This is a genomic window from Pedobacter sp. B4-66 (assembly GCF_018492665.1).
Taxonomy (GTDB): Bacteria; Bacteroidota; Bacteroidia; order Sphingobacteriales; family Sphingobacteriaceae; genus Pedobacter.
The window spans coordinates 83,825-110,031 of the sequence record NZ_JAFVME010000010.1; the positions used below are offsets into that span (position 1 = coordinate 83,825).

Sequence of the window (26,207 nt, forward strand, 5' to 3'; positions counted from 1 at the left end):
ACTGTTAAAATTTAAAGTTATAGGTTACTGAAGGAATAATACCAAAAAGACTGATTTGTACTGCTTCAGTACGTGTTGGATCATTCTCTTTATCTCTGAATTGAATAGCATAAGGATTCTTACGGTTTAATGCATTGTACACACTAAATGTCCAGCTTGATTTGAATTTCTTAGTTTCCTTAGCTTTTAATGTTGCACCGATATCCAAACGAGAGGTATATGGCATTCTGTTAGCATTTCTTTCAGTATAATAATAAGTGGTAAGTCCACCTACATTATATTTTCCGGCAGGATAGGTAACAGCATTACCCGTGCTATAAATGTAGTTGGCAGACAACGACCAACGGCGACTAAGGTTGTACATGGCAACTAAAGCCAGGTCATGTGTACGATCTTGCTTTGCATTAAAATACTTGCCGTTATTGATTTTATCAAACTGACGCTCAGTTTTTGAAAGCGTATAGCTAAGCCATCCGGTAAGTTTACCTTTACTTTTTTTACCATAAAGTTCCAGGCCATATGCCCTCCCTTGTCCATACAGCAATTCAGATTCAACATCTTTATTTGCGGTAAGTTCGGCAGCATCTTTATAGTCTATTTGGTTTTGCAGCCATTTATAATAAACCTCGGCCGAAAACTCAAATGTATTGCTCTCACTATTTTTGAAAAACCCTAGTGCTACCTGATCTGCAATCTCCGGCTTAATATTATTACTGCTCATCACATATTGATCTGTTGGAGAACTAGTGCTCGAATTAGTAAGGATATGAATATTCTGTGTATTGCGGTTGTAAGATGCCTTTATTGAGTTTTTCTCACTCAAACTATAACTCGCTGAAAAACGTGGCTCAAGATTAAAGTAATTTTTAACAAACTCACCGCTTTTATAGGTTGATGATGAACTAACCTCTCCTGAACCGTTGTAAGTATTAATTGTTCCGGGCCCTAGAAGGGAAAACTGACTAAGTCTTAAGCCATACAAGATATTGAATTTATCACTGATTGTCCATTCATCTGATACGTAGGCTGCAAACTCCAGACCGTAACGATTCTCTATTGAAAGTGGATTAAAGCTTGAATTGGCCGATGTAGTAATATCAGATGGTGCTATTCTATGGTGTGTTGCGTGTAATCCGAACCTTAGAATGTGATTACTACTATAATACTGGAGGTCTTCTTTAAAATTGAAATCTCTGATCAGCGATTTTACCTCTGCACTGCTTTTTTCGTCGAGCAATTGAATGGCATAACTGTACTTGTTAAAAATCAATGATGTATTTGAAAACAGTCTGTTGTTAAACACATGATTTAAACGGACGGTGGCTGTTGTATTGCCCCAATCATTAGCAAAAAGATCTTTAATTCCAATATTGTCCTGCCCAAAATAACCTGAAAGAAACAGTGTATTTTTATCATCAAACTTATAATTCACTTTGGCATTAATATCATAAAAGTTCAAAGTATTGTTCTTTAATGCCGAATCGCCTGAAGCTTTAAGCAAAAGATCTATATAAGTTCTTCGGGCACTAAACATAAAGGAGCTTTTATTTTTAACGATTGGCCCCTCAGCTTTTATCCTGGAAGCGATAAGCCCTAATCCTCCTTCTACCCCATATTCCTTATCATTACCATCCTGCATTTTAACATCAAGCACAGAAGATAATCTGCCACCATATTGTGATGGCATCCCTCCTTTATACAAGCTTACGTCCTTTATCGCATCGGCATTAAAGGTTGAAAAGAAACCTAAAAGGTGTGATGAATTATAAACCGTAGCTTCATCTAAAAGTATCAGGTTTTGATCTGCTGCACCTCCACGAACAAAAAAGCCGGTATTTCCTTCTCCCCCAGCTTTTACTCCAGGCAATAATTGTATAGTTTTTAAAACGTCTTTTTCTCCTAACAGTACAGGTACATTGTCCAAATCTTTCATATCGATTTTATTCAAACCCATCTGAGGACTCTTTACATTTTCATTCTTCCGTTCAGCTGCACTTATTACAACCTCCTGTAAATCCGAAACCGCTTTAAGTTCGATATTAAACTTTAACGCTTTATTTAATGTAATGTTTTGGGTATTCGTTTGATAACCACTATAACTTATAACTAGGCTATACTCACCTTCAGCTGAAGTAAGCGAATAAAATCCATAAGCATTTGTTGCTATACCTGTATTTTGAGATGGGCTTTGCAATTTTACTGTAGCTCCAATTAACGTTTCTCCAGTTGAAGCATCCCTCACGGTACCGCTTATGGCAAAACGTTGTTGTGCTGATAAATAAAATGGAGCAGAAGCGACAGAGAATAATAGAAAAAAGAGAAATAGTTTCATGCTGTTTTAATAATTAACAGCACAAAACTATCATATTAACTCATTATCACACTCAAAAAAGTGATGAGGCAAGTAAAATAAGTGATGAAGTGTACAAAAACCCTTTCGAACTGTATTTTAAAAGAGCTGAATACAATAAAACACCTAACTATCAGGAAAAAGTAATGTTTAAGCTTTCATTAGCTTTAACATTAATCTTCTTATTACTCATAATCCGCAATTCAGCACCATCCTGCTTTAATTGAACGGGAATATTTTGAGCGCCTAACATTACTGAAACCGACTTTACACTGCCAGAATCTATTTTATTAAAAGCAAGCTCCTGTAATTGCAACTCTCCATATTTCAGGTTTATAGTATGCAACTGCTTAACCCCTGTCTTTTTCTGTGTGTAACTGCCCCAGCCATTAGCCGAAGTAAAAGGTGCTTTAAAGTTTTCTGCATTCCAGGCAGGTGAGAATTTAATATAGCCTTTGGGCCCATGATACTCAAAGCCACAGGCATTAATAAATGTACCATAACTTGCCATAGCTCTGGCATAATGATCACTACATTCAATCTCATTAAATGGATTTCTTTTAGCCGCATGATATCTGTCATGAATAGATCTGGTTAGAACCAAACTTTCTTCAACCATACCTTCTGCCATCAAATGTGCAGCTACCTGATGTTCAAATCCGCTCATGCATTCATGAAAATATCCAAGCTGCCAGGTTACATTCTCTCCAAATGGTCTAGGCTCATTGTGAGGGTTGGTGTTCATTATCATTCCCCCTTCGCCCGGCAATGCATACGGTCTGCCGCCTACATGGGTTTTTATATATGCACCAACATCAGTAGTATAGTTATATTTCCATAAAGCTTTTAGTGCAGCAACGGCTTTATCCTTGCTCAATACTCTTGGTAACCCTACCTGAAATGCCCAGCTTTGACCATAAACCTGATCAATATGACAGGTGTTATAAGAACCCAGATTTTTACGCCCCTGAATCTTATCTGGTCTATGGATAAAATATTCTCCATTAAATAGTTCTTTTTCCATATTCTTACGACCATTGGCTACATAAGTTTCGCAAGTTTTAGCAAATGAGGTATCATTCATTTCTTCTGCCATTGCCTGACCCGCCCTTGCTCCTGCTATGCAAAGCCCAACAATCCATGCAATCTCACCTTCCCATACCGCATCCAATGTATTCTCCATTGGTGTATCGGTCATACCATCCCCATTCTTATCCTGATCAAGCATAAACTGCGTTGCTTTTTTAATTCTTGGCCAGTTAGTTTGCAGAAAAATATTATCGCCACTCATTTGGTGCTCACGGTAAAATCTAAGAACAGTACCTGCCTGTCCGTCAATTGCAGGTCTACTTTCATTCTCTGCGCGGAATATAATCGCTCCGCTATCTTCCTTAAACCCAACACCTAAATCTACACGATGCCTTAAGTCTCGCTCCAACTCTGGGAATATTCTGGCTACAGCCTGTGCATACTGCCACACGTGAGTACAAGTTCCGGCACAAGCGCCAACACCCTCCCAACTCCAAAATCTACCGTCAGCGAATCGATAAGTATTGGCTGTTGCAAGTGTATCAATATTAATAAAAGTACGTTCCAAGAACCAATACGGCAGCGTAGAGTCATTCCATGTGGTACTCCACAGCTCTGTTGTCTTTGTTAATTTTTCAAAATTCGATTGCAGATAAGAACTTACTGCTCCGGCGTCTTTAAATCTGGTAGCATAATGAAATCCTTCTTCCGCATCCTTAACTATTTTTTTGAGGTTAACATTTGCATTGTTAAAATGCCAGCTGATGGAATAATCAGCCTTAACTGACTTTCCAGGGCTAAGCACTTCTGTAATTTCAATTCCTCCCACCAATTTCCCTGGTGCATCCTCAGAACCTGAGCTGGTAACCGCAGCATTAAAGTGTTTGTCGGTAATTGGCCAAGGTTCAATAGCAGCATATGTTTTTCCCTTTGCTTTATGTAGGCTAAAACACATTGTTCCACTATCCTGTGCATTTTTCACCTCATCGTTAGCGGCGTCAAATGAAGAAAAAATACTACTTGAATTTTCAGCTGTTAAAACTTCATTCTTTCTTTTCCCTGTATTTACCTTTCCGGTTAACTTATTGACCCCATTTTCCATCCAGCCTAACACTGAAACATTAATATTGCTAGTCGTGGTATTCTTTACTTCTACGCGTAGAATGGTTGCCGGTAATGCAGAATTCTGTGCATCTAAGGGAATAAATGGAGAATAAACCTTTAGTTGTACTGCCACAGGAAAATCCTTACTAATGTATTTTATGGTAGCCATTGGATAAGCAGGCTTAAAAACTATCTCATCCCAATGCTCTTCGCTTAATTCTTTAATAAACGTTTTACCGTTAAAAACAACTTTTACAGCGAAGCCCTGCTCTAGAACTCGCCTATTGTTAGCAATAGCAGGCTCTATATAAGCAGAGCCATCCCTGGCACGGATTTTTCTAACTTCGGCTCCATCATTCCAATTCACAGTTTTAGGATCTATACCTTCCTGTGCACCTTCAAAAGTTTCGTTATAGATTTGCCATAACCATAATCTACCATCTCCGCCAACATACACTGTTCCGGCATGGAGGCCGCCGACTGGCATTCCAATATATTTAAATTCATTTTTACTTTTAAAATAAGCAGTCTCTTCGCCTCTCTTGTAAAGTGACCTTACCCATTTAGCATCTAGTCCTTTATTTTCGGGGATGTTGTGCAATGGGTAATCCAGGGCAAAAATACTTTTACCCCATACAGGGAATTGTACAGCTGCCAGACTAGCTGTAAGCAAGCCTGCTTTTTTAATAAAATCTCTTCTATTGGATGATTGGTTAGGCATATAGATATATCTGGTTCAATTAACTAAAACTAAACAGTTTATATCAAATTATTTTGGATTTGCCAAAATCGCTTAACATTATGGCAAAATTCTCAACTGAATAATAGGTGATTCCAAAATGAGCTTAACTCCTCAAGTGCCAGGCTTTAGGTTTGGTAAAAGCACGCAAGCCCTGATGGGATAAGGTAGCTCCTATTCCCGAATGTTTTCTACCGCTCCAAGGCACACCCGCACTTACCCTGTCGCAGCAATTCCAATACCCCGTGCCGGAATCAATTTGAGAAAGAATCTGTTCTGCCCTATCTCTGTTATCAGAATAAACTGAAGCTGTAAGCCCATAGGCGGTATCTTTCATCATCTCCAAAGCCTCATCATCATCTCTCACTTTCATAATTCCAATGATGGGGCCAAAGCTTTCTTCCTGCATCACTTTCATATTATTAGTTACATCGGTTAACACCGTCGGCTCAAAATAATGCCCAACATTGCCTTTCCGTTTACCTCCATGCAATAGCGTGGCGCCTTTTTCTAAAGCATCCTCAACCTGTTGTTTCAGTACACTAATCTGCTCCTTTCTTGTAAGTGCACCGATGTAAACTCCTTCTTCTGTAGGTAGCCCCGATTTCCATGACTTTACTTCTTTTACAAAAGCATCTACATAATCATCATATACATTTTCATGTACATAAATGCGCTCAACAGCACAGCAGCTCTGTCCATTATTATAAAAAGCCCCGTCGGCAGTGCCTGCAGCAACCGAAGCAATATCTTTTACATCATCGGCTACATAAAGCGGATCTTTACCACCCAGTTCAAGCTGACAAGGAACCATCTTTTTTGCTACCTTTTCATAAATATACTTTCCTGTTTTGTAAGACCCGGTAAAGAAATAACCATCGAAATCCATATCCAACAATTCCATTCCTGTTTCTTTAGCTCCAATAGCTATCTGAAAAACGTTTTCAGGAACACCTGCTTTTTTAAGCAATCGCTCAATTTCCAACCCTGTTAAAGAAGCATACTCCGAAGGTTTATACATTACCGCATTTCCGGCAAGTAAGGCAGGTACAAATACATTTACACCAACAAGATAAGGGTAATTCCAGGCAGATATATTACATATTACACCAAGTGGATCATAGGAAATCTTTTCCTGGAGTTCCTCAGAATCAGTCACCAATTCATCCGAGAGATATTTCTCTGCATTATTAATCATCCATTGAATCCTTGTCCTTGCACCATTAAGCTCATTCCGCGACTGCTGCAAAGGCTTGCCAACTTCGGAAGTAAGTATAGATGCAAGCTTTTCTTTTTCAAGATCCAACAGATCATAAAACCTCTGGATAACTGCAATGCGCTCTTTTAATGATTGCTGAGCCCAATGTTTTTGAGCAGCTTTAAGCAGGCTGTATTTCTTATCTAACGATGCTCTGTCGTTTTCTATTAATAGGGTAATGATTTCTTCGGTGGCCGGATTTACAACATTCATCTTTTATGATTTTTAACTGCTTCTATAAACTGTTCTTTAACTTTTTGAGAGAGTGGATTCGATTCTTTCTCTTTCATTCTTTCAGGATGCCATTGTACGCCAAGCATAAAAGCTTTATCGGTTTTATCTTTAAATTCCAATGCTTCAATAATCCCGTCCGGAGTATCTGAGTAGGCACTAACCATTAAATTATCGCCCAAATAGCTAGGATTTACGCCTTGATGATGAGCGCTATTTACCTCACCTTTTTCTACACCTGTTACGCTATACAACAAACTGTTTCGTTCAATCTTTACGCCATGAACTTTATCCTCAATGCCCTTTTTATGGATCTGATTTTTCTCTTCCCCATTATCCTCAAACACTTTTCCTCCCTCAAGGATGTTAACATACTGCATCCCCCTGCAAATGCCAAGAACGGGCACCTGATGATCTTGTGAATAGGTATAAATCTGCAATTCAAATTGATCCCTTTCTGGCAGAAACCTATCTGGCTTGTGCGGGTAATCCTGGGCACCGCCATACAATTCAGGCACTACATCTATTCCTCCGGTTAACACAAAGCCATCACAAAGCTGAAAATCGTAGATGTTATCTTTTTGAAAAGAAAGCTCAATGAGCTCAAGTTCATCGCCCAACTCTTGCGAAGTAAACCAATTCCAGTAGTTCTGAAAATTGGTTTCGGTGTAGCTTATTCCAATCTTTTTTTTCATCAGAATATATTGTTATTTAAAGCGCCTTTAAATACAGTTGTTTAAAATCTTCCCTACTTACCGGCTTAGGATTATTAGGATGTGCAAAATCGGCAAGAGCCAGATCAGCAAGCGTTTCTATGTGCTCAGGTTTTACACCAATATCTCTTAAATGATGAGGGATATTTACTTTGGTATTCAGTTCGAAAAGATATTTCACAACAGCTTCACCTGTTTCGTCTTTTAACTCCAGAGTTCTGGCTATTCTGCGGAATTTATCTTCAAAACCCACGATATTAAATTGCATTCCGTAAGGGATATTTACCGCGTTGGCCAAACCATGATGTGTATCAAGCAGCGAAGAAAGTGGATGTGCAAGAGAATGTACTACACCTAGTCCTTTTTGAAAAGCAATTGCACCCATCATAGATGCCATCAGCATTTTACTTCTGCTTTCTATATCTGGTTTATTTGTAGCCCTTTCCAACGAATCTTTTATTAACGAGATACCCTCTAGCGCTATACCGTCGCACAAAGGATGCGGATTTTTTGCCAAAAATGCTTCCATATTATGGGTAAGTGCATCCATACCTGTTGCAGCGGTAATAAAGGGAGGCAAGTCCATTGTAAGTACCGGATCGGCAAATACAATCTGGGCCATCAGTTTTGGTGAGAACAGAATCTTTTTTTGATGTTTTTCATCATCAGCAATAATGGCGCTCCTGCCTACTTCACTCCCAGTTCCTGAAGTGGTCGGAATGGTTATGAAATGAGGGACATCATTGGTCACATATACATCACCACCAATCAGGTCATCGTACTTAAATAGATCCTCCCGGTGATTTACCCTTAATACAATTGCTCTGGCTACATCCAAAGCTGCACCACCCCCAATACCGATGATACTATCTCTGGAAGTATTATCCCACACATCTCCACCCTTGTATACATCACTTTTAACAGGGTTTTTATGTATATCATTAAATATCTCTACAGAAATATGATGCGCTTGCAGATCATTTACAATAGCCTTAAAAAATGGCAATGAAGCTATTGTTGGGTCGGTAACGATCATTGGTCGCTTTAATCCTTTTTTTTGTAAATAGGCTGGTAATTCCTTTATAGCTCCGGCTCCAAAACGAATGGTAGTTGGAAAATTATACTGATATACTTTATCGAATGTCATATCTATTATTACTAAATAATCAATTAATGTTTGAGGTTAAATAATTTCAAAGTAGCGTTTAAGCTCCCAGTCTGTTACTACTTTGGCATACTGTTTCCATTCCCACTCTCTTGTTAACGTAAAATGCTCAACAAACTGATCGCCAAACAACTCTTTTGCAACAGCAGATTGCTTCATTTTTTGGGTTGCCTCATGAAGATTCGCAGGCAATACACCGTTTGAAAGATCTTTGTAGCCATTCCCCTCTGTGGCCTCCTTTTCTAGTTTCATTTTATTTTTAACCCCATACAAACCAGCTGCAAGGCAAGCGGCCAAGGCCAAATAAGGATTGGTATCAGAACCTACAACTCTTGTTTCTAAGCGTGTGGCTTTTGCATTGCAAGGTAATGCCCTTAAGGCAACTGTTCTGTTATCGATACCCCAGGTTAGAGTAGTGGGTGCCCATGCTCCTTCTACCAATCGTTTATAACTGTTAATGGTCGGGGCAATCATGGGTAGTATCTGTGGCAGACAATGCAATTGACCAGCTATATAGCTTTTCATCAGATCACTCATTTTATGAGGATCCTTTTCATCGTAAAACAGATTCTTCTTAGCATCCTTATCCCATAAACTTTGATGCACGTGACCGCTACAACCCGGTAAATTTTCGGTGATTTTTGCCATAAACGTAGCCAGTACACCATGTTTATAAGCAATCTCTTTTACAGAAGTCTTAAACAACACCGCCTGATCTGCAGCCTGCAAAACCGGAGCATACTTAATTGCAGCTTCATAAACTCCTGGTCCCGTTTCTGTATGCAAACCCTCTATAGGTATTCCAAATTTGCTGAGCAGATCAAAAAGATCTGTCATGTATTCATTTTTTAATGTGCTACGTAAAATAGAATAGCCAAACATTCCCGGAGTTAACGGTGTAAGGTTTTGATACCCTTTTTGATGAGCCGTTTCTGGGGTTTCAGCAAAATTGAACCATTCAAACTCCTGTGAGAAATAGGGGAGAAAACCACTTTGTTCTGTATCTGCCAATATCTTACGCAATAACTGTCGCGGACAAGTGTAACCGGCCTTTTCATTGTCATCAACAAAATCACCAAGAAAAAAAGGAATATCATTTTCCCATGGTATTTTACGGAAAGTGCTTAGATCAAGTTTTACCAGTGCATCCGGATAGCCGGTATGCCAACCTGTAAACTTTACGTTATCGTAAGCAACATCGCCCATATCCCATCCAAAAGTAACATCGCAAAATCCTAATCTACCTTCTGCAACAGAGGTAAACTTTTCTGCAGAGATGTACTTGCCCCTTAATACGCCATCAATATCGGCAACGGCTAGTTTTACTTTTCCTGATGGATGCTGCTTTACATATGCTAATATTTCTTGTGTTGTCATGCATGGGATGGTTTAAAGATTCTGTACAGCAAAAAGGTTACTATCAATATGGAGAAATAAATAAGTCCTAGTTTAAAATTGAAAATGAACATCGCAACAATCGATACCGTTGCAATTATTAATGAGATAATCGGAAATGCCGGATAAAAGGGAGCCCGAAAAGGTCGTGGAAGTTCAGGTTCCTTTTTTCTCAGAATAATAATAGATATCATGGAAATAATATACAGTGTAAGCGCTCCAAAAACTGAAACTATAATAATCTCTGCAGTTTTACCTGAAAGCAAGGCCAGAATACCAATTACCATATTTCCCATCAATGCATTTGCAGGAGTATGGAAACGTGGAGATATCTTGCCCAAAAACGACGGTATGTTATGCACCCTACCCATTTCATAAGTTGACCTTCCGGCCGCAAGTATCAATCCATGAAAAGAAGCAACCAATCCAAACAAACCAACGGTAATCAGCAAATGATACATGAGGTGATTACTTCCTGTAATTTTCGCCAGCGCAAGAGGAAGCGGTGAGTCTGATGTTTCTCCGCTTATTCCGTTTTTATACACTATTGCTTCCCATCCGGCAATGCCAGTTGCCGCGACGAATATTAATATACATAGTATTGCCAGTGTAAATATGGCCCATCCAAATCCTTTACTTATATCTTTTTGCGGATTCTTAGTTTCTTCGGCCACATTAGCAATCCCTTCTATCCCTAGAAAAAACCAGATGGCGAAAGGAATAGCAGCAAATACACCTCCCCAGCCATTAGGCATTGCGTTGTGCGTAAGGTTTGCGACTTCAAACTTTGGCAATGCGATTCCGGAAAACAAAAGCAACTCTCCTACCGCCAGTACAGTAATAATTACCTCAAAAGATGCTGCGGCTTTAACACCGTAAACATTGAGCCCTGTAAATACAAAGTAAATGGCTATGGCACTGGTTAATATGGGCACTTGCGGAAAAAATGCATTGAAATAAGCCCCTATTGCAAATGCGATGGCCGGTGGAGCAAGTATAAACTCTACAATCTGTGCAATACCGGCTATAAAGCCAATATTTTTACCCATCGCTTTGTTTGCATAATCAAATACTCCGCCTGCTTTGGGTATGGCACAAGCGAGCTCCGCATAACTAAATGTAAAAGTTACATACATTACCATAATTACTATGGTGGCAATGGCCATTCCCCCAGTCCCGCCTTTTTCCAGGCCGAGATTCCATCCAAAATACATACCCGAAATGACATACCCAACTCCAAGTCCCCAGAGCATAAAAGGGGTGAGCGTTTTTTTTAGACCTTTGTTTTCTGTCATTTGACGATTTTGGTTACATGATTATAAATATCATTTTACTAGCACCTTAACAATCTCCGTTCACAAACATTCTCTAAATTCCAATCAGAAATGTGGCTTCCAATAAGAATTAGATCAAAAACAGGTAATGAGCATTAAACTTGAGGTATTTAATTTTACTAAAAATAGATTTTTTGTCAGGCAAAACCAAGAGATAATCCGTTGAAAAGGAATTATTTAAAATTTATTTTCAAATAAAGAAACTTTTTCACAATATCAAACGTTATAGAAGTGGTTTGTTTGGTTTAGGTTGATCTGTGGTGGATCAACCATCTTAAAACAGGGATAGCTTCATACGCTCATCCCTGTTCCTTTTTAACAGGCAACTGCTCTGAATTCCAAAACTTTCGCATATAATATAACAAATAGTTGGTCATAAATAATACCCATTAATGGGTATTTTTTTAGTGAAGCTAGAGCGCTTAATTTGTGGTGGATAATTTTTACAAATTAAACTTCATCATGAAATTAAAATCTTTACTAATCGCCTCCATGTTTTTAGTTGCACCTTTTGCAATTAAAGCTCAAACCATCCAAATTTCAGCATCAGAAGCTGATGCAAAAATCATTGTAGATGGTCAAATCTTAGGTACTGGAAATGCAAAAATCAAAGTTCCTAAGAATTCTTGCGTTAATGTTAAAGTCCAAAAAGCTGGATTTTTAAGGTACGAACAAACTTTCTGCAATAAGAAGGGAATGGCTGAACCACCAAAGAAACAGTTTTTTGACATGAAGAAGGATGATGCAGAAGAAGCTTCAATAAAAACTGATCAGGCTAACATTGACTTTTCTATTGAAATCAATAAAAGTCAGGATGTAGGTGAGGTCTGGAAACGTGCAAATCAAATTGTAACTGATTATTTTGATGCCATTGAAGTTGCAGATAAAGAAACATCTTATTTACGTACATCATGGAGTATTCAAAGTTTCCAACAAAATACGATTAGAACAAGATTAATCATTAAGCTATCTAAAAGCGAACCTCTGACCTATAAAGTTAAACTTGTGAGTGAATTTTCTGGAGCTCCTTTAACAAGTGTAAAAGCTGACGAACAGTTTCACGATTGGGATCGTGTATTGAGAAAATATCAAAATGTGATTTCTGATTTTACAACCCGTTTAGGAAACCAATAATTATTAAATACCCTCTATACACAAACGCCACACTGAAATAAACTCAGAGTGGCGTTTGTACTTATAATCTATCTGTTTTACTATTTTACCTATTCGGCTTTTTTGTTAGGTAATATACTGGTATTCCTATTAGCATAATCAACACCCCCCAACCACAAGTATCTGTCTTATAGATTAGCAATGCAATACTAAGCGCAGAGGCTACAATGATATAAAGCATAGGGAGAACCGGATAGCCAAAAGCGCGATAAGGACGCTCTGCATCAGGCATTTTTCTTCTTAAAATAAATATCCCGTAAATGGTAAGAATATAGAATATCAACACAATGATCACTACAAAATCCAAAAGGGCACCATATCTTCCTGTTAAACACAATGCAGATGCCCATGCACCTTGCACCCATAACGCCCATCCCGGTACATCAGCCCCATTTAAGGTAGCTGCCTTTTTAAAAAACAAACCATCCTTTGCCATCGTATAATATACACGGGCGCCTGCCATAATTAAACCATTGTTACAAGCAAACGTAGAAATCATAATCATCACTGCGATGATAATAGTACCTGCCTGCCCAAAAATGTACTGAGCTGCAACAACAGCCACCCTATCAGATTTTGCTGTAGTAATCTGATCTAATGGCAATACGGCCACATACATCAAGTTCGCCAAAATGTAAATTATGCTGACAATTAAAGTCCCTAAAAACAGACTTAAACCAACATTACGTTGAGGATTTTTAATCTCACCTGCAATAAAGGTTACTCCCGCCCAGGCATCACTAGAAAACAAGGACCCAACCATTGCTGCAGAAATCCCTGAAAGTAACAAGCTTCCGCTAATAGGGCTCCAGGTCATAGTATCTAGGCTGAAAGAGCGTGTTTCCCAGGCATTGGCCCAGTTTGCGTTCCAAACCTCAGCCTTTGCCGCAAGTGTAAACCCAAAAATAATGAGGCCAAATAGTGATAGGATTTTTATAATGGTTAAAACTGTTTGAAGAATTTTACTGTCTTTAACACCACGACTATTTACGAATGTTAGAAAAACAATGGTTACAATAGATACCAATTGGGCTGCACTAATAGCGTAATGTTCTGGCACTCCCTTGTCGCTCACTCCAGTTTGAATTTGCCATAGAACATTGTTCTCGCTAAAGGGTTCATACAAATAAGCTGCAAACTTCGAAAAAGCTACCCCCACCGCAGCTATAGTACCTGTTTGTATCACCGCAAACAGACTCCAGCCGTATAAAAAGGCAATCAGCTTATTGTAAGCTTCCTTTAAATAAACGTATTGTCCGCCAGCTTTTGGAAACATTGCACTAAGTTCTCCATAACTCACTGCGGCAATAATGGTAATTATGGCTGTAACAACCCAGATAAGAATTAGCCAACCCGCAGAACCGACTTGTCGTGCGATATCGGCACTTACTATAAATATCCCGGACCCTATCATAGAGCCGACTACGAGCATAGTGCCATCTAACAGTCCCAGTTCTCTCTTAAAAGAACCGTCTTGATTTTCTTTATCCATATGGTTGGTTTGATTGGTTGTTTTTTTGCATAATTCAAAAACACTGATTTTATACAGGTTAAATATGATACTGCTCTGCTAAGATATTTAAAAATACAGAACAATGGGATGACCTGAATATTAAAATTTTTGAGGAGGAGTTGTGATTTGCGTAGTTCTTTAGGATCAGGGAACCATAGGCAGATCAACCAGAGATAAAGCAGGAACGATCATTGTTTCATTCATCCCTAATTAGGTTAATAGCAATCATAACTCCCTGTTCAAAAAACCCGATTAAAAGCAACCAATGGCATAAATCCTTAGTCTCTAAAAAAGGTTAGTAATCAATTCATTAAAAATTTGGTAATTTCATAAACACGCTTATTTTTGTAAAGCCCGGTCTTGCCAGCTAAATGACTTAAGTGCTTTAAGGTAATGGCGAAAAAGGGTAACCAGCCAGCTACAAACAAATGACTTTAGCCATTCTGTGAGCAACTAAAGTCGACAACTAACAACCAAAATAAACTAAACAATTAATCAAAGTATGGAGTTTTTACAGAACAATTTAATCTATTTTATTCCCGCATTGGGTTTAATTGGCATCATTGTGATGGCAATTAAAAGCGCATGGGTAAACAAACAGGATGCAGGTGATAAGAACATGCAGGAACTGGCTGGCTATATTGCAGATGGTGCAATGGCATTTCTAAAAGCTGAGTGGAGAGTCCTTAGTATTTTTGTTGTATTTACGGCGGCTTTGCTTGCCTACTCCGGAACTGTACATGAAGTTAATGGTGTAGCATTACACTCTAGCTGGATCATATCTATTGCTTTTATTATCGGTGCTGTGTTTTCTGCAACCGCAGGATACATTGGCATGAAAGCAGCAACCAAAGCGAATGTGCGTACTACACAGGCAGCAAGAACTAGTTTAAAACAAGCTTTAAAGGTTTCATTTACCGGCGGTACTGTAATGGGCTTGGGTGTTGCAGGTTTGGCCATTTTAGGTTTAGGTGGTTTGTTTATTGTTTTTCTTAACATCTTCAATGTTGTTGCGCCAAACAGCACTGAAATGAAAACAGCGATAGAAGTACTAACAGGATTTTCACTTGGAGCTGAATCTATTGCACTTTTTGCACGTGTTGGCGGTGGTATTTATACAAAAGCAGCCGATGTTGGTGCCGATTTAGTGGGTAAAGTTGAAGCAGGTATTCCGGAAGATGACGTTCGTAACCCGGCAACTATTGCTGATAACGTGGGTGACAACGTGGGTGATGTGGCTGGTATGGGGGCAGATTTATTTGGTTCTTATGTAGCAACTATCCTTGCTACAATGGTATTAGGACAAGAAATTGTGGCTGCAGATAATTTTGGTGGGATGTCTCCTATCCTACTACCAATGGTGATTTGTGGATTAGGGATTATATTTTCGATAATAGGAACTTGGTTTGTACGTATTAAGGGTGAAGACTCGAACGTACAAACAGCTTTAAATCTGGGTAACTGGGGGTCAATTGTAATTACCGCCATTGCTTCTTATTTCATCGTAATGTGGATGCTGCCTTCGAACCTACATTTGCGTGGTGTAGATTTTACAAACATGGATGTATTTTGCGCAATCATAGTTGGTCTTGTAGTTGGTACTTTAATGAGTATTATCACAGAGTATTATACTGCGATGGGAAAAGGTCCTGTTAATTCAATTATCCAACAATCTGGGACCGGACATGCTACAAACATTATTGGTGGTCTATCTGTAGGTATGAAATCTACTGTTGCTCCTATTTTGGTTTTAGCTGGTGGTATCATTTTCTCTTATGCTTTTGCAGGTTTATATGGTGTAGCAATTGCCGCAGCGGGTATGATGGCAACTACAGCCATGCAATTGGCAATTGATGCTTTCGGTCCGATTGCTGATAACGCAGGGGGTATTGCTGAAATGAGTCAATTACCTCCTGAAGTACGTGAGCGTACTGATAATCTGGATGCGGTTGGAAATACCACGGCCGCTACAGGAAAAGGATTTGCAATTGCTTCGGCAGCCTTAACTTCTCTTGCTTTGTTTGCAGCGTTTGTTGGTGTGGCCGGCATTTCTGCTATCGACATTTATAAAGCGCCGGTTTTAGCTGGTTTGTTTGTAGGGGCAATGATTCCTTTTATTTTCTCTGCATTGTGTATTGCGGCAGTTGGTAAGGCAGCTATGGATATGGTACAGGAAGTTCGTCGCCAATTCCGCGAAATCCCTGGTATCATGGAATATAAAGCAAAACCGGAATACGAAAAATGTGTAGCTATTTCTACTAAGGCTTCTATTCGCGAAATGATGTTACCCGGTGCAATTGCACTTTTAGTCCCTATTATAGTAGGCTTTGGTTTCAAAGGCGTTTTCCCTTCGGTAAGTTCTGCTGAAATATTAGGTGGTTTATTGGCTGGTGTTACCGTATCAGGAGTACTTATGGGAATTTTCCAAAGTAACGCAGGTGGTGCATGGGATAACGCAAAAAAATCATTTGAAAAAGGTGTAGAGATCAATGGCGAGATGCATTATAAAAAATCTGAACCACATAAAGCATCAGTAACAGGTGATACCGTTGGAGATCCTTTTAAAGATACATCTGGACCTTCAATGAACATCCTTATTAAGCTGATGTCTATCGTTTCGCTGGTTATCGCGCCATATATTGCTGTCAGCCCTAGTAATGCCACCTCAGCAAAAGCAGAAATCACCAATTCAATTCAGGTTTCCCCAAAAAAATCGGCATTAACACAGGAAATGGCCAAAAACGTAAAAGCTTTACCTAACGAAATATCTAAAAGCATTGAATTAACTCAAATCAAAGTGGACAACACTCCAGAAACAGCAGACAAACGATTGAGAAAGTCAATTACCGACATTAAAACTCAACCTTAAACATCATTAGTATTAAAACAAAAGGGATTTTGAAAAAGAATCCCTTTTATTTTTAGATATATTTTATTTAGGTTTGAGACTTGTAATATAAACTAGACGAGTTATAGATACACTTTAACTAAACTTTAAACTATGAATTTTAGAAAGTCAATTGACTTACTTACACAAGAAGCTGCTGAAAGTGGTGAAGGAACCTTAAAACGGACCCTTGGCCCCGTCAATTTAGTGGCTTTGGGTATTGGTGCAATTATCGGGGCGGGACTATTCTCGATAACGGGATCTGCGGCAGCCAATAACGCCGGACCCGCAATTACCATCTCTTTTGTTATTGCAGCTTTAGGTTGCGCTTTTGCAGGCTTATGCTATGCAGAATTTGCATCAATGATCCCTGTAGCAGGTAGTGCTTACACCTATTCGTACGCGACAATGGGTGAATTTATTGCCTGGATTATAGGCTGGGATTTAGTACTGGAATACGCACTAGGTGCCGCAACCGTTTCAATTAGCTGGAGTAGGTATCTGGTCAAGTTCCTCGCATATTACGACATCCATCTACCAGCGCAGGTAACCATGTCACCTTTTGAAACAGCAACGCTACTTGATGGAACAGTAGTTTCTGGTATGTTTAACTTACCGGCTGTATTTATTATCGTCTTAATGTCCTTTGTGCTGATAAGAGGAACCAGCGAATCAGCATTTATCAATGGTCTTATTGTAGCAATCAAAGTAGTTATCGTGTTTATTTTTATCTTATTAGGATGGAAATACATTAACGCAGATAACTATTCACCATATTTTATTCCGGCTGATAAACCAGGTCACGAAAGTATGTTTACGCATGGATGGGGAGGTGTTATACGAGCCGCCGGAATTGTTTTCTTCGCCTACATAGGCTTTGATGCAGTTTCAACTGCTGCTCAGGAAGCTAAAAACCCTAAGAAAGACATGCCTATTGGTATCCTGGTTTCTTTGTTCATCTGTACAGTTCTTTATATCCTTTTTGCTCACGTAATGACTGGTGTTGCTAATTTTGACATGTTTAAAGGTCAGGATGGTATCGCTCCGGTTGCTGTTGCAATTGATAACATGGGTGTTAAAAATGCGGCTGGTGTTGTTGTCCCTGCTTATCCATGGTTAAATAAATTGATTATCCTGGCCATTTTAGGTGGTTATGCGTCAGTTATCCTGGTGATGCTATTGGGTCAATCAAGAGTATTCTTCTCTATGAGTAAAGATGGTTTATTGCCTAAGGTATTCTCTAAAGTACACCCTAAATACAGCACTCCGGCAAAAAGCAACATATTGTTCATGATATTTGTAAGTTTATTCGCTGCCTTTGTACCTGCAACCGTAGTTGGTGAGATGACCAGTATTGGAACCTTGCTTGCATTTATTTTGGTATGCATTGGCATTATCATTTTAAGGAATAGAATGCCTGATTTACCTCGCGCATTTAAAGTGCCATTGGTACCACTTATCCCTATTTTAGGTGTTGCGGTTTGCTTAGGTATGATGGTATTTTTACCTCTTGATACCTGGGTTCGTTTATTGGTGTGGATGATTATTGGTATTAACGTATACCTTTTCTATGGTATCAAAAACAGTTTACTATCCGACAATATTCAAACTACGATTGCAAGAAGCAATAAGGTTGTTTCTTACGTAGGTATGGGACTTGCTGTTTTGTTGATTATAGTGGCGTTAATTCACCATAAAATCACTGATGGTAAAGATGTCGGTCTATACTATTTTTCTTTAGTATTTGCAGTTGCACATATCGGCTTATACTTATACCGCGCTTCAACCTCTAATCAGGTTAAAGCAAAGTAACAAGGCATAATCATATAATAATAAAAGCCACCTCTACAGGGTGGCTTTTTTATTGTTAATTAATTTACCTTTGTAGCGTAAATTAACTGCTATGGAATTCAATTTTCGACAAATTCTATCTACTTCAATGGTGCTTTTTGCAATCATTGATATTCTGGGAGCTATACCTGTAGTAATTGAGCTTAGAAGGAAAGCCGGACACATTGAATCTGAGAAGGCTGCCATAGTTGCAACCATACTTATGGTTATCTTTTTATTTGCTGGTGAAACGCTTTTAAAAGTTATCGGACTTGATGTTGAATCGTTTGCCATTGCAGGTTCTTTTGTAATCTTCTTTATCGCTATGGAAATGGTACTTGGTTTAACTATTTTTAAGGAAGGTGATGCGCCGGAAACTGTATCTATTGTGCCACTTGCATTTCCTCTAATAGCGGGCGCAGGAACCATGACTACCCTCCTTTCATTGAAAACTGAATATGCCACTCAAAACATCATTGTCGGCATTATCATCAATATGCTTTTTGTTTACTTCGTGTTAAAGAATACAGAACGTTTAGAGAAGCTCTTTGGGAAATCGGGCTTAAATGTTTTAAGAAAGGCTTTTGGAATTATTCTTCTTGCTATTGCCATCAAATTATTCAGAAACAACACCGGCTTGTAACAAAACGCCATTTTGATGATCTAAAATAAAAAGGCTATGAACAGCTTCGAACAATTCACGTTGATTATTGGTGTGCTGGCCATATTATTTGAAACCATAGGCCACATGAAGGGGAAGATTAAGCAATGGTTTGGTACCCACGGGCAAAACCATTGAATTATTTCTTAATGAATCGGGCAATGAACATGGTATCGGCTTTATCCTTATAGCCTTTGATCACTTCCATTGTTTCGAGTTCTAACGGTAAATTTTCTTCAATCCACGCAACCACTTCTTCATTTTCCTGTTTAAATACTGAACAGGTAATGTACACTAAAGGCTTTCCGGTTTTTAAATACTTAACTACATTGGCTGCAATTGCAGTTTGTAGTTTGGAAAAATAACTGATTTTATGGTTTTCAAAATAGTAAAGCATTTCTGGTGTACGTCCCCAGGTACCTGAACCTGAACATGGCGCATCCAGAATTATCCCATCAAATTCGTAGTGGTGAAGATCCTGGTCGTTGTTCTGAAGTAGATCTAATACTTTTTTCTGATACTTTTTTAATCCAGCTTCTCTGAAACGCTCTTCAAGGTTATTTAAGCTATTTTCTCTTACATCGCTAACCAACAACTGCACATTAGGCTCAAGATCGTGTAGAAGCAAAGATTTGCCGCCTGAGGCTGCACAGCAGTCCCACCAGTAATCCCAGGTTTCAGGCTTAAAGAAATCTCCTGTTTTTTGCGAGGATAAATCCTGTATCTGATAATATTGTTGAGAAGGCACAATCTGTTCTAATTTAGTGCCATTTGGCAAAGCCAACGTAGTCGTACTAATTTCTTCAACAGCTATTTCCGCGTCTTTTATAGTTTTAACCAGCTGATTTATATAACTCGATTTAACTCTTATAAACAAATCAGGCTGTATAAAAAAAGACTCATAAAAATCTTGTTTTTCGACTTCCTTACTCAGGTTTTCATTAAAGATAAAAACCTCAGAGAGTTTAAAAGCAGGAAATTCATCCTTTACTAAAGCTATCTTCTTTTGAACAGATAGGTTTATGTGATCCTTTAACTTAGGCAGTTTCTCTTCAACTACCAAACTTAAGGTTTGATTGCAAAGGAAATCGGCAATTGCCAAACGAAGTACAGTATCTTCATTTATTAGTGCCTTACCTAGTCTGAAAAAACTATAAATATATCTGGTAGCCCAACGCCTATCAGATGACCCCATTTGTTTATGCTGCTTAAAATAAGTAAACAAAAACCGATGTAATGGCTGTGTGCCATCGTAGTTTTTAAAAACTTGTTCAAATGCTCTGATTTGGTGTTCTAACCTCATTCAATAAGATTTAAAGAAAAATTCTGGTAACGTAACAACATTAAACTTGCATTAATATACCCTAACTTTTCATCATGATAAAATGAAAAATCATTGTGAAGTCCCTTATATTTCTCTTCTGTGATGTGTTTTAGATAATCTTTTCCATGCTTGGAAATGAGGTTACCAAAATAGAAGCCTATATCGAATCCTTTAAAAGAATACTCGCCCGGTTCAAAATTAAATGCCGATCTGTACTTCTTAATAAACGAAATCACAACACTACTCTTGTAATCTACCTTATAGGAGGATGTTACAGCAGTATTTAGCAACTGAAGCTTATCTGTATTGTAGTTCTGTTTTATCCAGTCCGGATGGCCATACAGGTCGACATCAAGCCCTGAGTTTTTCAGTTTCACCAACTTATCTAATGTTGGAATTACAAACTTTCTATCTGGAGAAGCTACAATGATGATGTATTTTTTGTTCTTAATCAGGTTAAGCTCCATAGTAAAAACTGATGCATATTCCTGAAATGTAAACTTCTTTTTATTGCCTTCAAAATAAGCTTTTAAAGGAGCTGAGAGCACTAAACTACCTGGATCTTTTGGATTAATTAACACTAAGACTGAATTTTCAGGATTGTAATGCTTAGTAATATAAGCGCCTAATTTTTCTGCATGAAGGTCAATATTATTTACAATTGAAATAAGATTTGGATTGTTAAATTCCTCTGGATGCGTAGCTGCGAGTGGATTAACAACAGGAATCCCCTTAGCTATTGAATAGTCTTTAATATATTTTAAACCATCAGGGTAAACAGGCCCAACAATTAAATTACTAGCATTTAATGCATCGTTTTTAATCAAGCCCTCTACTTGAGAATTGTTATCACGAGTATCGTAAACATTCAATTTAAAGTTCAGACCTTGTGCTGCTGCAGAATCTACACCAAGCTTAAAGCCCTGGTAAAAATCTATAGCCATAGCCGATTTCTCAACTTCTGCTTTGGTAGCAGTCTTAAGTCGTATCTCATTTAATTTAAATGGGATGAGTAGAGAAATGTTAGCCTGCGTAAATTTAACCGCAGGCTTTTCTTTTTTCTCTTCTACCTTTTTAGGAACATCGGGTGCTTTAGTATTGTTCTTTTGGATTTTAGGTGAACATGCAGCTAAAAAAAGTCCAACAAAAGCGATTAGCCAATATTTACTCCCACTCAATTGTAGCGGGTGGTTTTGAGCTGATATCATATACGACGCGGTTAATTCCTTTTACCTTGTTAATTATTTCGTTAGAAATTTTTGCGAGTACGTTATATGGCAAGTGGCACCAATCAGCTGTCATACCGTCAACTGATTCAACTGCGCGAAGGCAAATTACGTTTTCGTAAGTACGCTCATCACCCATTACACCAACAGATTGAACCGGAAGGAAGATCGCTCCTGCCTGCCAAACTTTGTCGTAAAGACCAGCTTCTTTTAAGTTGTCAATATAAATAGCATCTGCTTCTTGTAAAATAGCTACCTTTTCAGCAGTTACTTCACCAAGAATTCTGATAGCCAATCCTGGACCAGGGAAAGGGTGACGGCCAATAATAAAGTCTTCAAGACCTAATGATCTACCCACTCTTCTTACCTCATCCTTAAACAATGTATTTAGAGGTTCTACAACCTTTAATTTCATAAAATCAGGTAATCCACCAACATTGTGGTGAGATTTGATAGTTGCTGATGGTCCTTTAACAGACACTGATTCAATAACATCCGGATAAATGGTTCCTTGTGCTAACCATTTCACATCCTGAACTTCGTGTGCCTCATCATCAAACACTTCGATGAAAACGCGACCGATTGCTTTACGTTTTAATTCAGGATCTTTAACTTTTGCAAGCTGGCTTAAGAAACGTTCTTTAGCATCAACACCTTTTATGTTTAAACCAAGGTGTTTGTATTGTTCTAAAACTGCTTCGTACTCACCTTTACGCAATAAACCATTGTCTACAAAAATACAGTGTAGATTTTTGCCAATTGCTTTATGTAATAAGATAGCAGCAACGCTTGAATCAACACCGCCTGAAAGGGCAAGAACAACTTTATCATCACCTAGTTTAGCTTGAAGCTCAGCAATGGTAGTTTCAACAAATGCATTTGGAGTCCACTCTTGTTTACATCCACAGATGTCTACAAGGAAGTTTTCTAACAGTTGTTTACCATCAGTACTATGCGTTACTTCCGGGTGAAACTGAATTGCATAAGTTTCTGAATCCTTAACCTGATAAGCCGCAACTTTTACACTATCAGTGCTAGCTATTAATTCTGCATTTGCAGGCATTGCAGTAATGGTATCACCGTGTGACATCCAAACTTGTGACCCAGTACTTATGTTTTTAAATAACTTATTGTTTTCTGCTACGAAGTTTAAATTAGCTCTTCCATACTCACGTGTTGAAGAAGCTTTAACCTCTCCTCCTGAATATTGAGCAATATACTGAGCACCATAACAAACTGCTAAAACAGGATAGTTTTTATGGAACTTTGCAAGATCTATCTGAGGTGCATCTTCCTGACGAACTGAGTATGGACTACCTGAAAATATGATGCCTTTAACGTCAGTTGAGATTTCAGGAATATTATTGAAGGGATGAATTTCGCAATAAACATTTAACTCGCGTACCCTACGGGCAATTAATTGTGTGTATTGAGAACCAAAATCGAGAATTATGATTTTTTCTAGCATGGCCAAAGTTAAGAATATTTAATTACCTCCACACCAAATCTTCGCAGAAAATCAACACCTTCATCGCTAGGCAGCCCCTTGTACTCCGCATAGGAATCTTTATAGTAAACTAATTTAATGCCAGACGATAAAATTAACCTCGCACAAGCGATGCACGGCGATAAAGTGGTATACAAAGTTGAGCCTGATATTTTTGAACCATTTTTTATGGCATACAAAATCGCATTCTCTTCTGCATGTAATGCCAATGAACAGCTACCACGAGAATCTCTATCACATCCTGTTTCTGGCCATTCCTCATCACAGTTATGGGTACCGGCAGGCGGGCCATTATAACCTATAGAAATAATTCGGGTATCTTTTGTTAGTACAGCACCAACATGAGCACGCACACAATGTGAGCGGGCCGCCAGGTCGGTAGCTAAATTCATAAATATATCTTTAAATCCTTTCTTCATCTGATACGTTTTAAGTCAAAAAACAGGCTGGCAAATATAGGGTAAAAAAAAACTTCCCTCCTTTATACAAAGAGGGAAGTTTTTATGCAGAGAGATTATTTTAGTGACCTCCTGCTATTTTTTGATCGAAATCAATTCCTTGCTTTCTAAGGATGCCACTTACTTTCCATGCATAAAATGCAAGGTAGGCGAAGCAAAGTACTCCTACTATATAACTGTATTGGATGCCTGTAAACTCAGAAACATATCCTTGTAACCAGCTAATAATTCCGCCCCCCATGATCATCATGATTAAGAAACTACTTCCCTGACTTGTATTTTTTCCTAAACCACTAACTGCCAAAGTAAAGATACAAGGCCATAATGTACTGCAGAATAAACCTACACTTGTAAGTGCATAAACACTTACCATGCCTTTTGTAAACATACCTATCATGATTGCGACGATACCTATAATTGAAAATATCAACAACATCCTTGCAGGGTTTCCTTTACTAGCCATATCAGCAGCAATTAATACCAGAATAATTAATCCGTAAACATAGAAAGGAGCTAAATCATGGTGAAATATTGCATTAACACCTAAGAAGATTCCAAAAGCTAAATAAGGTGCAACAAATCTTAATATTTTTTGTGTACTTACATTATCTGTAAAGGCCTCAACAGCACCTGTCCATCTACCAATCATCATACTTGCCCAATATAAAGATATATACGGTGCAATATCTTTAATTGAGAACCCAAGATCTTTCTCCATGTAAGCAGGCAAATTACTTGCTGTAGATACCTCAACACCAACATATACAAAAATGGCGATCATGCCCAATACCAACTGAGGGTATTTTAAAGCAGAACCTTTATGGCTTGAATCTTCACCTGTAGATTCAACTAAAGTAGGTCTGTCCGGAAGAGAAGATAGCTTTAAAAATATAGCCACTGCAATAAATGCAACTCCTAAAATTAAGTAAGGCACTTTAACACTTTCGATACTGACATCTTCACTAGCAGTTGATAATGAACCAAAAATGGCAAAACTAACAATTAGAGGGCCTATTGTAGTACCAAAATTATTAATACCACCGGCTAAAGTTAAACGTTGCGAACCTGTTTTAATTGGGCCTAAAGCAATAGCTAATGGATTTGCAACTGTTTGCTGCAATGAAAACCCTAATGCTACAATGAATAACCCAGACAACATTAAGGGAAACGAGCCCATGTTTGCAGCCGGATAGAACAACAATGTTCCAACAGCAGAAATAACTAAACCTAATGCTAACGAATTTTTGTAGCCTAGTTTATTTACAAGATCCTGTTTCATTAGAACTGAAATTCCATTATAAATTAATGCTCCAACTGTATAAGCAATATAAAATGCAAGTGATACCCACTGGCTCTGGCTTTGAGTTAAGTCAAATGCTTTTTTAAATACCGGTATTAATATATCATTACTGGCAGCAACAAAGCCCCAAAAAAAGAATACGGTAACTAAGGGAATGAACTGTCCCCACTTGGTTTGAGAATTTTCTGAACTCATTTTTAAACTTGGTTTTTTAGAATGCTAAACATAAATAAAAAAAACTATAAGCTAAAGTGTAATGTTTACACATTAGAGGGACTTACCTAGACGCATGAAAACTAGTAAAAAAATAAGACCACTTTATGTTTAAAATCGCATATTAGCGCATTATATATGTTAAACTGAATGTTTGAAGCAATATTACAAGGGATTGGTGCGGGGATTTTATTTTCGTTTTTAACAGGTCCCGTATTTTTTTCAATGATAAAAACCAGCATAGAAAAGGGCTTCAAAGCTGGGTTCTCTTTAGCTATTGGAGTAATTTTCAGTGATATAATATTTATCTCGCTTACTATTTTCAGCTCCCAATTTGTAGATTATAATTCTGAATACAATCAATATATTGGCATTATTGGCGGGTTGTTTCTTTTCGGAATTGGACTGTACTATCTTTTCCATAAAGTGAAAGTAAGCTATGATATTTCCGAAACAGTAAAAATTAAAAAAAGGGGCTACATCTTAAAAGGTTTTTTAATGTGCCTTTTATCTCCTTCTACTCTGATGTTTTGGATTATGGTTGGAGGTATTATTTCAGTACAACTACATTACGACATGGCCGAAAAGGTTGTGTTTTTTGTAATTGCTATGGCTACACAGCTATCAGTTGATTGTGTTAAAACTTATTATGCTGCCAAATTAAGGTATCGCATTAAAGAGAAAAGCATTCAGAACCTAAACAAAATAGCAGGGGCTGTGATTTTAATCTTTGCAATCAGATTATTCATTCAGGTAATTATAAAATATCACATGTAAATAGGGCTAATAAAAAAATC

At 38.1% G+C, this 26,207-nt stretch carries 18 protein-coding genes; 5 read left to right on the forward strand and 13 right to left on the reverse strand.

Annotated features, from left to right (window positions below):
* Positions 1–4: 4 nt before the first annotated feature.
* The 7 genes from J1905_RS17080 to eat form a co-directional block, all read right to left on the reverse strand.
* Positions 5–2,332: a TonB-dependent receptor gene (locus J1905_RS17080; protein WP_214228503.1), complete on the reverse strand. Its 2,328-nt coding sequence runs from the start codon at positions 2,330–2,332 to the stop codon at positions 5–7.
* Between the two features lie 151 nt (positions 2,333–2,483).
* Positions 2,484–5,204 carry a GH116 family glycosyl hydrolase gene (locus J1905_RS17085; protein WP_214228504.1) on the reverse strand — a complete coding sequence of 907 codons (2,721 nt, stop codon included), beginning with the start codon at positions 5,202–5,204 and terminating at the stop codon, positions 2,484–2,486.
* 124 nt (positions 5,205–5,328) lie between these two features.
* Complete coding sequence (locus J1905_RS17090; RefSeq protein ID WP_214228505.1) at positions 5,329–6,693, reverse strand: aldehyde dehydrogenase family protein; 1,365 nt, start codon at positions 6,691–6,693, stop codon at positions 5,329–5,331.
* Positions 6,690–7,406, reverse strand: coding sequence for a gamma-glutamyl-gamma-aminobutyrate hydrolase family protein (locus J1905_RS17095; RefSeq protein WP_214228506.1), 717 nt, complete (start codon positions 7,404–7,406; stop codon positions 6,690–6,692). The genes J1905_RS17090 and J1905_RS17095 overlap by 4 nt, the downstream gene beginning before the upstream one ends.
* 16 nt (positions 7,407–7,422) lie before the next feature.
* Positions 7,423–8,571 carry an iron-containing alcohol dehydrogenase gene (locus J1905_RS17100; protein ID WP_214228507.1) on the reverse strand — a complete coding sequence of 383 codons (1,149 nt, stop codon included), beginning with the start codon at positions 8,569–8,571 and terminating at the stop codon, positions 7,423–7,425.
* Between the two features lie 36 nt (positions 8,572–8,607).
* Positions 8,608–9,966 carry a glutamine synthetase family protein gene (locus J1905_RS17105; protein WP_214228508.1) on the reverse strand — a complete coding sequence of 453 codons (1,359 nt, stop codon included), beginning with the start codon at positions 9,964–9,966 and terminating at the stop codon, positions 8,608–8,610.
* Positions 9,963–11,279 carry an ethanolamine permease gene (gene eat / locus J1905_RS17110; protein WP_214228509.1) on the reverse strand — a complete coding sequence of 439 codons (1,317 nt, stop codon included), beginning with the start codon at positions 11,277–11,279 and terminating at the stop codon, positions 9,963–9,965. The genes J1905_RS17105 and eat overlap by 4 nt, the downstream gene beginning before the upstream one ends.
* Positions 11,280–11,780: 501 nt before the next feature.
* Between eat and J1905_RS17115 the strand changes: the two genes are divergently transcribed.
* On the forward strand, positions 11,781–12,452 hold the full coding sequence (locus J1905_RS17115; RefSeq protein ID WP_214228510.1) for a hypothetical protein: 672 nt from the start codon (positions 11,781–11,783) through the stop codon (positions 12,450–12,452).
* An 85-nt stretch (positions 12,453–12,537) separates the two neighbouring features.
* Here the strand turns inward: J1905_RS17115 and J1905_RS17120 are convergent, their stop codons facing one another.
* Positions 12,538–13,983: an APC family permease gene (locus J1905_RS17120; protein WP_214228511.1), complete on the reverse strand. Its 1,446-nt coding sequence runs from the start codon at positions 13,981–13,983 to the stop codon at positions 12,538–12,540.
* Between the two features lie 523 nt (positions 13,984–14,506).
* Between J1905_RS17120 and J1905_RS17125 the strand changes: the two genes are divergently transcribed.
* From J1905_RS17125 to J1905_RS17135, 3 genes are all read left to right on the forward strand, one after another.
* Entirely contained in the window at positions 14,507–16,873 is a 2,367-nt protein-coding gene (locus J1905_RS17125; protein WP_250318133.1) for a sodium-translocating pyrophosphatase, read from the forward strand.
* Positions 16,874–17,005: 132 nt separating this feature from the next.
* On the forward strand, positions 17,006–18,703 hold the full coding sequence (locus J1905_RS17130; RefSeq protein WP_214228512.1) for an amino acid permease: 1,698 nt from the start codon (positions 17,006–17,008) through the stop codon (positions 18,701–18,703).
* Positions 18,704–18,794: 91 nt separating this feature from the next.
* Positions 18,795–19,364: a MarC family protein gene (locus J1905_RS17135; protein WP_214228513.1), complete on the forward strand. Its 570-nt coding sequence runs from the start codon at positions 18,795–18,797 to the stop codon at positions 19,362–19,364.
* Positions 19,365–19,521: 157 nt separating this feature from the next.
* Here J1905_RS17135 and J1905_RS17140 read toward each other — a convergent pair whose 3' ends face one another.
* From J1905_RS17140 to J1905_RS17160, 5 genes are all read right to left on the reverse strand, one after another.
* Positions 19,522–20,685, reverse strand: coding sequence for an RsmB/NOP family class I SAM-dependent RNA methyltransferase (locus tag J1905_RS17140; protein ID WP_214228514.1), 1,164 nt, complete (start codon positions 20,683–20,685; stop codon positions 19,522–19,524).
* Entirely contained in the window at positions 20,682–21,914 is a 1,233-nt protein-coding gene (locus tag J1905_RS17145) for an ABC transporter substrate-binding protein (RefSeq protein ID WP_214228515.1), read from the reverse strand. The genes J1905_RS17140 and J1905_RS17145 overlap by 4 nt, the downstream gene beginning before the upstream one ends.
* A complete protein-coding gene (gene guaA, locus J1905_RS17150) occupies positions 21,871–23,400 on the reverse strand; it encodes a glutamine-hydrolyzing GMP synthase (RefSeq protein WP_214228516.1) in 1,530 nt (509 codons plus the stop codon). The genes J1905_RS17145 and guaA overlap by 44 nt, the downstream gene beginning before the upstream one ends.
* A gap of 8 nt (positions 23,401–23,408) precedes the next feature.
* Positions 23,409–23,831 (reverse strand): deoxycytidylate deaminase, encoded by a 423-nt coding sequence (locus J1905_RS17155; protein ID WP_108206671.1) that lies wholly within the window; start codon positions 23,829–23,831, stop codon positions 23,409–23,411.
* Positions 23,832–23,958: 127 nt separating this feature from the next.
* The gene (locus J1905_RS17160; RefSeq protein ID WP_214228517.1) at positions 23,959–25,392 is read right to left on the reverse strand and encodes an MFS transporter; all 1,434 of its coding nucleotides are present in this window, start codon (positions 25,390–25,392) and stop codon (positions 23,959–23,961) included.
* A 168-nt stretch (positions 25,393–25,560) separates the two neighbouring features.
* Here J1905_RS17160 and J1905_RS17165 point away from each other — a divergent pair, with 168 nt between their 5' ends.
* Entirely contained in the window at positions 25,561–26,187 is a 627-nt protein-coding gene (locus tag J1905_RS17165; RefSeq protein ID WP_214228518.1) for a LysE family translocator, read from the forward strand.
* The last annotated feature ends 20 nt before the right edge of the window (positions 26,188–26,207 follow it).